Raw genomic sequence first — 13,283 nt, forward strand, 5'->3', positions numbered from 1 at the left:
ATTATTCTTCAGAATATTCGCCTTCTACATCGTCAATTTCATCAATATTCTCATCTTCAGAAGCAACTGAAGGCATGTAAACAGTTACATAGCGGCGTGGTTCTTCCCCATGTGAACGGGAGCGCAAACCTTCATCACGTACAGTATCATGCACAACTTTACGCTCAAAAGAATTCATTGGCTTCAAATTCACAGGTTCACCAGTTTCACGCACCTCATCAACAGCATCTAACGCAATATCGCGCAAATGCTGGCGCTTACGCTTTAAGAATCCATCTACATCAACTATAAGATGCGAACGATCACCAGTTTTTTGTTGAACAGCAAGACGACTCAATTGCTGCAAGGCATCGACAACCTCACCATTGCGACCAATTAAATTCTTAATATCAGTGTCATCATCTGCAACAATCTGAATCATTGGGCGATTATTGCGCACACCCATCTCAATATCACCCTCATAATCAGCAATATCGAGTAAGCCTTCTAAATAATCTGCGGCAATATCAGCTTCTTCATTGAGTTGATCAACCGTCCTCTTCTCATCTTGTACCATTAATTACTCCTTATCGTGAGAAAATTCACGTTTTACAAATTCCTGAAGTCTAGTTTAGCGGATAATAAAGCCAAGTTACTAACTTATTTTCAAGTCATAAAAATGACTTTATATATCCGCAAAATGTATCTAAATACTAGCGCTTTGCCACCTTACGTTTACGTTGTGGCTGTTTGCGCTGGAATCCCTCAATCTCTCTACGCTCAGCTTCTTCACGAGCTTTTTGAAGATTCTCTTCTTCAATAGAAGGCAACCCTTCGCGCTCACGACGAGCAGTTTCTTTTTGATAGTCACGCTTTTCTTTTTCTTCAGCTGCAGGAGATCCAGGAGTTGGGAATGCGTAAACCTGCCAAATTGAACGCAACATATTTATAACATTGTTTACTAACCAGTAAACCAACATTGCAAATGGCATAGCAAACGCAGAGAAAACGTAAATCAACGGGAATCCCCACATCATGAGCTTTTGTACAGTATATTGGCTACCCTGCTTAGACTCAGGCGGAAGATTCTTACGAATATTATTGAATTGCATGTACCACATTGCAGCACACATAAGTACAACAAATATAACTATGACAATTTTACCTGCGCCAGCAGTTGTCATAAAAGTATCTGCAACACCAACCCCAAATACGCGAGTTTTAATGAATTGCTGTGCTGTTGCAATATCAAAGGCACCAAGAGCTGCATGCTTACCACGAGCAATAAAAGGAATAACGGAAAGCGTATACCAAATACTCATAAACGCAGGACCCTGAATCATCATAGGTAGGCACGAACCAGCAGGATTGGCTTTGTTATCTTGATAAAGCTTCATCATTTCACGCTGCATAGCTTCTTTACTTGCAGGATCATTTTTGCCTTTATATTTTTGCTGTATTTTCTTAATCTTAGGCGCAATAGCTTGCATTTTGCGCATGCCTTTAATGCTTTTAATAAATGCAGGGAAAATGCACGCATGCACAACTAATACCAAGAATACGATGGAAAAAACCCAAGAGAAGCCAACTTCATTCATTCCCAGAAGAGTTAATAACTTATGGAATAATGACATAATTTGAGTCATGAGCCACTCAACTGGCGTCAAGATTTTATAAAACCATCCCAAGAATCCATTATCAAGTATGAAGTTATCTTGATTAAACATTAGTTTTCCTTGTCTTCTTCAGCCAAGGGAGTTAGCCGTGGCTCTTCATGTGCTTTAGACCAAGCACATCTGTAAAAAATCGAATATTTGCGGGGTACATCATCAATACTGCAGCTTGTCCAAGGTCTACAGCGTAGAAGGCGTAATAATGCAAGAATACCACCTTTAAACGTGCCATACCTAGCAATTGCTTCAATAGCATAACGCGAACACGTAGGATAGTATCTACAGCAAGCTGGTCTATTTGCAGAAATCGTGCGCTGATACCATCTAATTGCACTAATTACAAACTTAGAACTTAAACTTTTTTTACTACGCATAACAATAACCACCATTTACTCAAAATAATATATTTCAATTATCCTTGATTCTGATTATTCTCATGCATTTTGCAATTTTGTGTAGAACATAAATCTGCACTAATTTTGCCAAAAAGCTTTTGTATCTGGCATTGTAACGAATCAAATGAAGATTGAGCTGCAGAAGGTTTTGCTCTTAGCACCACATCACAACCTGCAGGTAATAAAGATTCATAATTTTTTGCGATTACTCGCAGACGTCTTTTTACCTTATTGCGAACTACAGCTTTCCCCACTGATTTAGATACAGCAAGACCTAGCCTCTTTACATGTTCAAATTTTTGATCATGTAAGAAGGTATCAGAAAATGCCGCGGGAGTATCACTTTCAAAACCCGTGGCAATATAATCTAAACTTGCACTTCTATCTTCGTTAAGTGTGCTCTGCACGGCTATATCGTCACGCATAATGTAATGCGCGACGATATCCCGAGAACTCACCTTGCGCCGTTTTTTTAGCACCGCAACAAAATCACGGTGGCTTTTCAGCCTTTCCATGCCTTACGACGCTACCTTAACTCAGGCAGACAGTGACTTGCGGCCCTTGGCACGACGACGATTAATTACTGCGCGACCTGCACGCGTACGCATGCGAACGCGGAAGCCGTGCTTCATGTGACGACGACGATTATTCGGCTGAAATGTCCTCTTCATAACTAATGCTCCTGTATTCAGCCACGCAAAAGCATGGCCCCGTATGAGTCAAGCTATACCAAAATACTATTACCCCTCACCAATGCTCAAAACTCCACATTTTCTTATTAAAGAATCAACATTGTCAGATATAAATAAAAATGATTTATTCACATTTCTATTACAATTTATTGTACACGCAAAATCGTTGAAAAATAGCCAAATCTCAGCTTTAAACTTATCCACAAATTACACACATGTTATTCACAATTAAACAATTTCAACACGCTAGACTGTGGATAACTTCGTAGGGTCAGAGTAAACATATCTTACTGATACTTATTACACACGTGCGCGCGTAAACAGAATCAGCATTATTACATGTGCTAAATGCAAGTTTGGGGGTGAAATGGCTGATACATTAGGCGATTCTACATCGCAAGCTGCTTTGGTATGGTCTAATACGCTTACTGTTTTACAGCATAACGCCCTTTTAACTGCGCGCGATAAAGGTTGGTTTGAAGGTGTTAAACCAGAAGCAATCTTTGGAACGACCATTGTTTTGTGCGTATCCAATGCTGAAACGCAACAAGCTTTGCAAAATGAATTAAATTCTCCTCTACTTACAGCATTAAAAATTTGCACTGGTAAAGATATGTTTCCTGCTTTTAGGATCGTCCCTCAATCTGAATATCAGGAAAAAGCTGCACAAAATTCTTCAAATTCTTTATCTCATCAAGCACAGAACAATGCGAATTTAAATAAAAATAAAATAGTAACTGATAATACAGTTTTGCCTGTTGATAATATTTCAGTTTCATCATCTAATAATTTGTCATCGGTTACAGCAAATAATTCATCTCCTGTACAACCAGATTTTGATCATGCAACTGGAATATCTACTCTTCAACAAACTGATATTTCTACTGAACAGGCTGCACAGCAAAAAATGCCTGTCTCTGTTCAACGCGATGCAATTACACATTTAAATACGTGCGCAACTTTTGATACTTTTGTGCCTGGCGATTCAAATCGTTTTGCAAGAACTGTAGCTTTGGCAGTCGCAGAGGGTTCCGGCAGAGATTTTAATCCTTTATGTATTTATGGTGGCTCCGGTCTTGGCAAAACTCACTTGCTTAATGCAATTGGCAATTATGCTTTAGTAAAAGATTCTTCACTTAAAGTGCGTTATGTAACAAGTGAGGAATTCACTAATGAATTTATTGAAGCTCTTCAAACACCAAATCAAAGTCAAGGTCAAATCGCTGATTTTAATAGGCGATATCGTGAAGTAGATGTTCTTCTTATTGACGATATTCAGTTCCTTGGTGGAAAAGAAGCAACACTTGAACAATTCTTCCATACTTTTAATTCTTTATATCAAGCAAATAAGCGAATAGTTATAGCTTCAGATGTTGCGCCAAAAAATCTTAAGGGATTTGAAGCACGCTTAATTTCCAGATTTGAATCAGGTCTTACGGTTGATATTAAACCGCCAGATTTGGAGACGCGTATTGCAATTCTGAGAATGATGGCATCAATGAATCACTGTAATGTTCCAAGTGACGTACTTGATTTAATTGCTGAACGTTTTACAGAAAATATTCGTGAACTTGAAGGTGCATTGACACGCGTTACTGCTGTAGCATCTTTAAGTAATCAGCCTGTTAGTAAAGCTTTAGCTGAACAAGCATTACAAGATTTCTTTGCTACAGATATTGAAGTAAGGCCAACTGACATCATTAGTCAAGTAGCTCAGTATTTCCACATGACTTTTGATGAACTTGTTGGTCGTCAGCGCACAAAGAATGTTGCACTCGCTCGTCAAATTGCAATGTATCTTGCAAGAGAAATGACAAGCATGAGTTTGGTTGATATTGGCGAAGTTTTTGGCGGTAGGGATCATACTACAGTTATGCATGCTTATACTCGAGTAAGTGGCGAGATGCAAGAAAAGCAAGAAATTTATAACTACGTTATGGAATTAACTGTTCGTTTAAAACAAAATCCTGTTGAGTGTAGAAATTAAACTTATTTTCCACATATTCATGAATAAATGTTTAAAAGTTTATAAAAAGTTATCCACATACTTAATAACAAATGTGGGTAAAAGCTGAGCATAACTCGTGGAAAACGCCGCGTAAAAATGTTATTAAGTTGTTTATAAGGCATTTAAAAATGTGGAAACTCTAAAAAATAGAAAAAGTTGTGGATAAGTTCCCCACTTATACACATTGTTGTTCTTGTGTTATCCACATCTTTTAATTGTTAATAAGTCTTTTTAAAAGCGGTTTTTGAGCACTTTTCCACATATACACAGTCTTTATTACTACTTTTATTTACTACTTAGTTAATAAGAAAAATAACAATTGCAAAAGCAATGCAAACATTGAAAAATATTTTTTGTAGACACCCTCATACTGTAGAATAAATGCAGACTTTACAGAAAAGAGGAAGCATGAAAGTAGAAGTCAACTCTGCATCATTTGCTGATGCTGTAGCTTGGACTACACGCGTAATTGACTCACGCCCTGCAAACCCTATTCTTGCAGGCTTAAAAATTGAAGCAGCAAATGGCACATTGCAGCTTTCTGCATTCAACTATCAAATTTCTAGCTGCCATCACATTGAAGCTGGTGTTGACGAAGAGGGAAGCATACTTATTCTAGGCAAATTGATGGCAGATATTACTAAGTCTCTTCCTGCAGAAAAAACTTATCTAAAATCTGAAAATAATACTTTGACTATTACTTCCGGAAAATCAACATTTACTCTACAACTTATGCCTCTTGGAGAGTATCCTGACTTGCCTGAACTGCCTCATAAATTAGGTCAGGTTGATGCACCAACATTTATTCAAGCTGTAAATCAAGCATCTGTTTCTACATCTAGAGAAGAAAATAGACCGGTTCTAACTGGAATTAGGATCCAATTTGAAGATGACACCGTTACTATGACTTCTACTGATAGATTCCGTCTATCTAGATCTACTTTTAAGTGGACACCAGAACATAATGACATTCATTCGACCACTCTTACTCGTGGGTCATTACTAAGAGATATTGCTCATTCTCTCGACGATCATCAAAATGTTATTATCCATTTTAATGAGGAAGATAAGTCACTTTTAGGTTTTGAAAATTCCGGTCGTACAAGTACTTCACAAATAATTGATGGAGAATTCCCTTCTGTAGATCGACTATTCGTAGATGAATATCCTATTCACGCAATTATTAATAAACAATTATTGATAAATGCAATTAAGCGAGTATCTTTAGTCGCCGAAAGAAATGCTCCTATTCGAATGATTTTTTCAAATCAGGAGTTAACTTTGAGTGCTGGTACTGCTGACGAATCACAAGCAAAAGAAGTACTTGATATCGATATGGATGGAGAAGACATAACTGTTGCCTTTAATCCGAACTACTTACTTGAAGGGTTAGGAGCTATTCCAGAGCCATTTGTGCATATGAAAATGGCAACAGCTGTAAAACCTGTTGAATTTAATGGTCAGCAGGAATCAGATGGTGATGAATCAACAGATTATCGCTATTTGCTTGTTCCTATGCGTTTTAATAATTAATATTGTTGCGATATTGCATTGTATTTTAGATTATTTTTTGATGTACAATGTAATATCGCATTTTTCTTTTAAAACTATTAAGAAAGGGTAATTAAGCAATGTATATTTCGCGAATTGCCCTTGATACATTTCGTTCTTGGAACCATATAATTTGTGATTTCAACCCTGGAATAAATGTTATATATGGCAATAATGGTTTAGGAAAAACCAATATTGTAGAAGCATTAGAAGTTACTGGTACTGGAATAAGTCACAGAACATCTTCAACATTGCCTCTTATTAAAAAAGGCTATGAAAAATCAATAATAAGAATAAATACCATTAATAATGATATAAATTATAAAAAAGATGAAACAAATACTGGCTTAAGTAATATTGCATCTTTAGAAAGTAATTTAAATCAAACAACTTATGAAATAGATCTTTATGTAAAAGGTTCTAATAGAGCACATATAAATTCTGGTAAAGCATTATATGTTAAAGACATTGTTGGATTATTGCCAATAGTTTCTTTTACTCCAAGAGACCAATTTCTTATAATTGGTGATCCTAATGTTAGACGTACTTTTATCGATCAAGCTGGATCTTTGTTAATACCAAATTATGTGCAATTATTGCAAGAATTTAAACATATTTCTAAACAGCGTGCTGCATTACTAAAAAATATTAGAGATTTTTCATACAAAAATCAGACAGTTTCATTATCCGGATTAGAAATTTGGACTGGTAAATTTATTGAAAGTGGTATTAACTTAACAAAAGCACGCCAAGAAACTGTGCAAATTATTAATAAATATTTCAAAAATATAATTAAATCTTTTACTAATGAAGAAAATACGGAAATAATATATGTTCCTTCTTTTGAAGAAGTATTATTTGAAAAAAAGAGTGATGAAAATATTGAAGATAAAAACGAGCTTTTTTCTAAAATAAGTGAGCATTTTCAACGTATTTATGATGGAGAGCTAGCTAGAGGATGCAATCTTATTGGCCCTCATCGTGATGATATTGACTTTGCTATTAATAATATTTCTGCTAAAGATTTTGCTTCGAATGGTGAATCTTGGACAATTGCAATAGCTTCAAAAATGGCATTATGCAAGGCATTAGAAGAAAAAAATAATGATAAACCTATTGTTATTCTTGATGATGTATTTGCACAACTTGATGAAAACAGGCGTATAAGAATATTAAATTTTGCACTTAATCAAGGTCAAGTTTTTATTACTACTTCTTCTCTTAGCGACATTCCTAATAAAGAATATATTAAAAAAACAAATCTTATAAATATTGGAAAACTATTAGAAAAAAATAATGAAATTAATAATTTCAGTGAAGAGCATAATAATATTTTGCTTGATGTAATAGAACAAAGAAAAAATAAGCAGGAGGAAAAATAATGATTCCTGTTAATATTCTTTTAAAAATTGATACTCGAAAATTACCTGCAATTATTTTTGATCCTATTAATAGAAAAGCTGAACGCGAAAATAATCGTGAAAAAAATGCAGAACAAGCTTGGGAAAATTTTGGAAAACCTGGTAGAGATCCTAAATCATTCTGTGGTATTTTAAAAAATTTTGCTTCTGAAAGTAATTGGAATAGTCAACTTTCTATAGCAAAATTACGTTCTTCTTGGCATAAAGTAGTAGGGGAAAGTATTGCAAAACATTGTGAAATAAGTCAAGTTGTAAATGGCGTGCTTATTGTTCGTGCTCAATCAACAGTTTGGGCAACTCAACTTTCTTATTTAATTCCACAATTAAAAGAAAAAATTAATAATAACCTTGAAAATATTGAAATAAAAGAAATTAAAGTTATTGGTCCAACAACGAGTGGATTAGGATTTTTAAGAAATAAATTTTAATAATATTATTATATTTTTTAAAAATAGTAAAAATGCCTCTTTCTGAAGAGAGGTCATACTATGTGTGTAGAATATCATGTATTGTGGCTAAAACGCTAGAATCCCCTTTTATGTGCTTTCTGGCATATGTTGGCTCTATAAATGCCTTTTAATATGAGGCAATTTGTGAAGGGACCTAAAGTGGCAAACACGGAAGATAATTCGATGGATAATGCCGTCGAAGAGCATAAACTTGATGATGCTCAACTCGATGATTCACTTGCTCCTGAACATTATGATGCGAGTGACCTTCGCGTTCTAGAAGGATTAGAGGCAGTTCGTATTAGACCAGGCATGTATATTGGTTCTACTGGTCCTCGTGGATTGCATCATTTGGTTTATGAGATTGTTGATAATTCTGTTGATGAAGCTTTGGCAGGATATGCTTCGCATATTGAAGTAACAATTTTGCCTGATAATGCTATTCGTGTTGTCGATGATGGTCGAGGTATTCCAGTAGATGAAGTGCCAGGCGAAGGTGTTTCTGGTGTTGAAACAGTTATGACTAAGCTTCACGCTGGCGGTAAGTTTGGTGGCGGCGGTTATGCTGTTTCTGGTGGTTTACACGGTGTAGGTATTTCTGTTGTTAATGCACTTTCTACTCGTGTAGAAATTGAAGTTCGTCGTCAAGGATTCCACTGGACTCAAACTTATGTTGATCAGCATCCAACTGCTCCTTTGGCAAAAGGTGAGCCAATGACAGAAGGAGAATCTACTGGAACTTCTGTGACTTTCTGGCCAGACGGAACAATTTTTGAAACAACAATTTATGATTTTGAAACCTTGCGTTCTCGCTTCCAGCAGATGGCTTTCTTAAATAAGGGTTTGAAGATTTCTTTAACTGATTTACGTAAGCCAGATGAAGCTGGAGATGAAGTTGCAGGTGATTCCGAATCTTCTAGTGAAGAAAAGCATAGAAGCGTAAGCTACCAGTATGAGCATGGTATTAAAGACTATGTTGATTACTTAGTTAAATCTCGAAAAGCTGTTCCAGTAGAGCCAGATGTTATTGACTTTGAGGCTGAAGATCTTGAAATTGGTATTTCTGCGGAAATTGCTATGCAATGGACTGTTGCTTATTCTGAAGCAGTTCACACTTTTGCTAATACTATTTCGACTACTGAAGGCGGTACTCACGAAGAAGGATTCCGTGCAGCGCTTACTACTTTAGTTAATCGTTATGCTCGCGAAAAGAATATTTTGAAAGAGAAAGATACTAATCTTTCTGGTGATGACGTTCGCGAAGGCTTAACAGCAGTTGTTTCAGTAAAGCTTACAACTCCACAGTTTGAAGGTCAGACTAAAACAAAGCTTGGCAATTCTGAAGCTAAGACTTTTGTGCAAAGAGTCATGACTGAAAAGCTTGGAGATTGGTTTGATGCTCATCCAAATGAAGCAAAAAATATTATTCAAAAAGCTATAGAAGCTTCTCGTGCTCGACTTGCTGCTAAAAAAGCTCGCGAAAATACTCGTCGCAAGTCTATTTTTGAAACTGCTGGAATGCCAGATAAGTTGAAGGATTGCCAGTCAAGTAATCCTGAAGAATGTGAATTATTCATAGTCGAGGGTGATTCTGCAGGTGGCTCAGCAATTCAAGGTCGCGATCCTATTACGCAAGCAATTTTGCCTTTGCGTGGTAAGATTTTGAATACTGAACGCGCTTCAATCGACAGAATGATGAAGTCTGAAACTATTGAATCCTTAATTACTGCTGTTGGTGGTGGTTATGGAGAAGACTTCGATTTAAGCAAGGTTCGATATCACAAAGTCATTATTATGGCTGATGCTGATGTCGACGGTGCTCATATTGCTACTTTGAATTTGACATTATTTTTCCGCTATATGCGTCCTATGATTACTGCAGGATACGTTTATGTTGCTATGCCACCTTTGTACCGTTTGAAGTGGAGCAAGGGAGCACATGATTTTGTTTATACGGATGCTGAGCGAGACAGAGTTTTGGCAGAAGGTAAAGCTGCTGGTCGTCAACTTCCTAAAGGTGAAGGTATTCAGCGATACAAGGGCTTGGGTGAAATGAGTTATCAGGAGTTGTGGGAAACAACAATGGATCCTGAGCATCGTATTTTGAAGCAAATTCATATTGAAGATGCTGCTCGAGCTGATGAAACATTCTCCATGCTTATGGGCGATGAAGTAGAGCCTCGTAGACTCTTTATTCAAAGAAATGCTCATGATGCAAGGTTTATTGACGCTTAAAAGTATTAATTTATTCGAAAAGATAAAAAGAAAAAACTTTAATTTTTATAAGATTAAGAAGGAATTGAAGTGGTAGACGAAATAAATTCCGCTCGTGATGATGCTGAGCGAGATCAGCTTCCAGATGGTTCTATGGAACCACAGAGCCCTCAGGAAGCAGATAATACTGATTATGGCTTAATGAAGGGTGCTCGCGTAAAGAACATGGATTTGCAGCAGGAAATGCGCGAATCTTATTTAGCTTACGCATTATCTGTTATTGTTGAGCGTGCTTTACCAGATGTTCGTGATGGTTTAAAACCTGTTCACCGTCGTGTTATTTATGCAATGTATGATGGAGGATACAGGCCTGATCGCGGATATAACAAGTGTTCTCGCGTTGTCGGTGATGTTATGGGTAAGTATCACCCTCATGGTGATTCTGCTATCTATGACACTTTAGTGCGTATGGCTCAGTCTTGGTCAATGCGCTATATGCTTGTTGATGGTCAAGGAAACTTTGGTTCTCCTGGTGATGATCCTGCAGCAGCAATGCGTTATACGGAATGCCGTATGGCACCGTTGGCTATGGAAATGGTACGAGATATCGATAAAGATACCGTTGATTTCCTGCCAAATTATGATGGTAAAACTCAAGAGCCTACGGTTTTGCCAGCTCGTTTCCCGAATCTTTTAGTTAATGGTTCTGCTGGTATTGCTGTTGGTATGGCAACCAATATTCCACCTCATAATATGTGTGAAGTGGCTGATGGTGTGCACTGGGCGTTGGATCATCCTGATGCAAGCAAGGAAGAACTTCTTGAAGCTTTAATTCAGCGAATTAAAGGACCTGATTTCCCTACTGGAGCAACAATCTTAGGTCACAAGGGAATTGAGCAAGCGTACCGTACAGGTCGCGGCTTAATTACAATGCGAGCAGTAGTTAATACTGAGGAAATTAAGGGACGCATGTGCTTGGTTGTTACCGAGCTTCCATACCAAGTTAATCCTGATCGCTTAGCTGCTTCCATTCGTGAAGCTGTACGAGATGGCAAAATTCAAGGTATTGCAGATATGCGCGACGAAACGTCTGGTCGTACTGGTCAGCGTTTGGTTCTTGTTCTTAAGCGTGATGCTGTTCCAAAAGTTGTTTTAAATAATTTGTATAAGCATTCGCAATTGCAGCAAACTTTCGGCGCAAATATGCTTGCTTTGGTTGATGGCGTTCCTAGAACTTTGAGTTTGGATGCGTTTATTCGTCATTGGGTAACTCATCAGCTTGAAGTAATTGATAGGCGTACACGTTACTTAAAGCGTGAAGCTGAAGAGCGAGATCATATTTTGCAAGGCTATTTGAAAGCTTTGGATATGATTGATGAAGTTGTGGCTTTAATTCGTTCATCTAAAGATGTTGAAACTGCTCGTACTGGTTTAATGAATTTGCTTGATGTTGATGAAGTTCAAGCGGATGCCATTCTTGCAATGCAACTTCGTAGACTTGCAGCTTTGGAACGTCAGAAGATTCTCGACGAGCATGAAGATTTGATGATTAAAATTGCTGATTACAACGATATTTTGGCAAGCCCAGAACGTCAGCGCAAAATTGTTGGCGATGAACTTGATGAAATTGTTGCAAAATATGGTGATGATCGCAGAACTAAGATTCTTCCATTCTCTGGTGAAATGAATGTTGAAGATCTTATTGCTGAAGAAAACGTTGTTGTAACAGTAACTCGCGCAGGTTATATTAAGCGTACTAAAGCAGACGAGTATCGTGCTCAACACCGCGGTGGTAAAGGTATTAAGGGTGCAAAGCTTCGTGAAGATGATGTAGTTGATCACTTCTTCTTAACTTCTACACACAATTGGTTGCTCTTCTTTACTAATCGTGGTCGAGTTTATCGTCTGAAAGCCTACGAACTTCCAGAAGGATCTCGCGATTCTAAAGGTCAGCATGTTGCTAATTTGTTGCAATTTACTCCTGGAGAAACAATTCAAGCAGTGTTATCAATTCCAAATTATGATGTTGCTAAATACTTGGTATTGGCAACTCGTTCCGGGAAAGTTAAGAAAACTGCATTGCAAGAGTATGATTCTCCACGTCAAGGCGGTTTGATTGCTGTACGTTTGATGGCAAATGAAGAAACAGGTGAACCTGTCGACGAGCTTATTGGTGCAGCTTTGTGCAATTCAGAAGATGACATTATTCTTGTTTCTAAGCTTGGAATGAGTTTGAAGTTTAGAGCAGATGATGAACAACTTCGACCAATGGGTCGTCAGACTGCCGGCGTTCAGGGTATGAGATTCCGTGAAGGTGACGAATTACTCGATATGGACGTTGTTGCGGCAGAAACTAGTAAAGATCTTCTTGTTGTTACTAATGAAGGTTTTGCTAAGCGAACTGCTATTGAAGAGTATCGTTTGCAAGGAAGAAACGGCTACGGTGTTAAAGCTGTTCAACTTGCAGAGGGTCGTGGTTCATTAGTTGGAGCTTTGATTGTTGAAGAAACAGATCAAGTAATGGCAATTATGAAGTCCGGTAAGGTAATTCGTTCTGACGTTAATGAAGTGAAGCGCACTGGTAGAACAACTCAAGGCGTAACCTTAGCTAAGCCGGATAAAGGCGATGAAATTATTTCTATTGCCCGTAATGAAGAAACGGATGACGAAGAAAATCAATTAGAAGAAAAAGAAGCTACTTCAGAAAATGAGGAAGCTTAAGAAACTTCTTATGTGGAATAATATTAATAATATTATTCCACAAAAATTTGAGAGTACTAATAAAAACTGTTCTAGTCTGTTTTTATTGGTACTCTCATTGGTATAATGACACTGATTATAGGCAAATTAATAAGAGAAGGAACACTGAGATGAGCGAAAATTTTGAGCCATCGCAAAATC

At 37.2% G+C, this 13,283-nt stretch carries 11 protein-coding genes; 6 read left to right on the forward strand and 5 right to left on the reverse strand.

Annotation, left to right across the window (positions count from 1 at the left end; all coding sequences use genetic code 11):
• Position 1: 1 nt before the first annotated feature.
• From HXT40_RS00445 to rpmH, 5 genes are all read right to left on the reverse strand, one after another.
• On the reverse strand, positions 2 to 556 hold the full coding sequence (locus HXT40_RS00445; protein WP_004109601.1) for a protein jag: 555 nt from the start codon (positions 554 to 556) through the stop codon (positions 2 to 4).
• 136 nt (positions 557 to 692) lie between these two features.
• Positions 693 to 1,706, reverse strand: coding sequence for a membrane protein insertase YidC (yidC, locus tag HXT40_RS00450; protein WP_064621826.1), 1,014 nt, complete (start codon positions 1,704 to 1,706; stop codon positions 693 to 695).
• Positions 1,706 to 2,026 carry a membrane protein insertion efficiency factor YidD gene (gene yidD, locus HXT40_RS00455; RefSeq protein ID WP_076003119.1) on the reverse strand — a complete coding sequence of 107 codons (321 nt, stop codon included), beginning with the start codon at positions 2,024 to 2,026 and terminating at the stop codon, positions 1,706 to 1,708. The genes yidC and yidD overlap by 1 nt, the downstream gene beginning before the upstream one ends.
• A 38-nt stretch (positions 2,027 to 2,064) precedes the next feature.
• Positions 2,065 to 2,562, reverse strand: a complete 498-nt coding sequence (gene rnpA, locus HXT40_RS00460) for a ribonuclease P protein component (protein ID WP_033888537.1) — start codon at positions 2,560 to 2,562, stop codon at positions 2,065 to 2,067.
• A 21-nt stretch (positions 2,563 to 2,583) separates the two neighbouring features.
• Positions 2,584 to 2,718, reverse strand: a complete 135-nt coding sequence (gene rpmH / locus HXT40_RS00465) for a 50S ribosomal protein L34 (protein ID WP_004106067.1) — start codon at positions 2,716 to 2,718, stop codon at positions 2,584 to 2,586.
• Between the two features lie 388 nt (positions 2,719 to 3,106).
• Here rpmH and dnaA point away from each other — a divergent pair, with 388 nt between their 5' ends.
• The 6 genes from dnaA to gyrA all read left to right on the forward strand — a co-directional run bounded on the left by dnaA (position 3,107) and on the right by gyrA (position 13,103).
• Positions 3,107 to 4,726, forward strand: a complete 1,620-nt coding sequence (gene dnaA, locus HXT40_RS00470) for a chromosomal replication initiator protein DnaA (RefSeq protein ID WP_421777248.1) — start codon at positions 3,107 to 3,109, stop codon at positions 4,724 to 4,726.
• Between the two features lie 429 nt (positions 4,727 to 5,155).
• On the forward strand, positions 5,156 to 6,280 hold the full coding sequence (gene dnaN / locus HXT40_RS00475; protein ID WP_012913699.1) for a DNA polymerase III subunit beta: 1,125 nt from the start codon (positions 5,156 to 5,158) through the stop codon (positions 6,278 to 6,280).
• A gap of 98 nt (positions 6,281 to 6,378) precedes the next feature.
• Positions 6,379 to 7,680: a DNA replication/repair protein RecF gene (gene recF, locus HXT40_RS00480; protein WP_012913698.1), complete on the forward strand. Its 1,302-nt coding sequence runs from the start codon at positions 6,379 to 6,381 to the stop codon at positions 7,678 to 7,680.
• On the forward strand, positions 7,680 to 8,147 hold the full coding sequence (locus HXT40_RS00485; protein WP_004109579.1) for a DUF721 domain-containing protein: 468 nt from the start codon (positions 7,680 to 7,682) through the stop codon (positions 8,145 to 8,147). The genes recF and HXT40_RS00485 overlap by 1 nt, the downstream gene beginning before the upstream one ends.
• A gap of 180 nt (positions 8,148 to 8,327) precedes the next feature.
• On the forward strand, positions 8,328 to 10,403 hold the full coding sequence (gene gyrB / locus HXT40_RS00490) for a DNA topoisomerase (ATP-hydrolyzing) subunit B (protein WP_421777249.1): 2,076 nt from the start codon (positions 8,328 to 8,330) through the stop codon (positions 10,401 to 10,403).
• Positions 10,404 to 10,472: 69 nt separating this feature from the next.
• A complete protein-coding gene (gene gyrA, locus HXT40_RS00495; RefSeq protein WP_004109576.1) occupies positions 10,473 to 13,103 on the forward strand; it encodes a DNA gyrase subunit A in 2,631 nt (876 codons plus the stop codon).
• Positions 13,104 to 13,283 lie beyond the last annotated feature (180 nt).

The organism is Gardnerella sp. DNF01180P (assembly GCF_049244205.1).
Lineage (GTDB): Bacteria > Actinomycetota > Actinomycetes > Actinomycetales > Bifidobacteriaceae > Bifidobacterium > Bifidobacterium swidsinskii.

Excerpts from the sequence above, each read along its gene's own strand:
- HXT40_RS00445 (WP_004109601.1), bottom strand. The coding sequence starts at position 556 with ATGGTACAAGATGAGAAGAGGACGGTTGATCAACTCAATGAAGAAGCT.
- yidC (WP_064621826.1), bottom strand. The coding sequence starts at position 1,706 with ATGTTTAATCAAGATAACTTCATACTTGATAATGGATTCTTGGGATGG.
- yidD (WP_076003119.1), bottom strand. The coding sequence starts at position 2,026 with ATGCGTAGTAAAAAAAGTTTAAGTTCTAAGTTTGTAATTAGTGCAATT.
- rnpA (WP_033888537.1), bottom strand. The coding sequence starts at position 2,562 with ATGGAAAGGCTGAAAAGCCACCGTGATTTTGTTGCGGTGCTAAAAAAA.
- rpmH (WP_004106067.1), bottom strand. The coding sequence starts at position 2,718 with ATGAAGAGGACATTTCAGCCGAATAATCGTCGTCGTCACATGAAGCAC.
- dnaA (WP_421777248.1), top strand. The coding sequence starts at position 3,107 with ATGGCTGATACATTAGGCGATTCTACATCGCAAGCTGCTTTGGTATGG.
- dnaN (WP_012913699.1), top strand. The coding sequence starts at position 5,156 with ATGAAAGTAGAAGTCAACTCTGCATCATTTGCTGATGCTGTAGCTTGG.
- recF (WP_012913698.1), top strand. The coding sequence starts at position 6,379 with ATGTATATTTCGCGAATTGCCCTTGATACATTTCGTTCTTGGAACCAT.
- HXT40_RS00485 (WP_004109579.1), top strand. The coding sequence starts at position 7,680 with ATGATTCCTGTTAATATTCTTTTAAAAATTGATACTCGAAAATTACCT.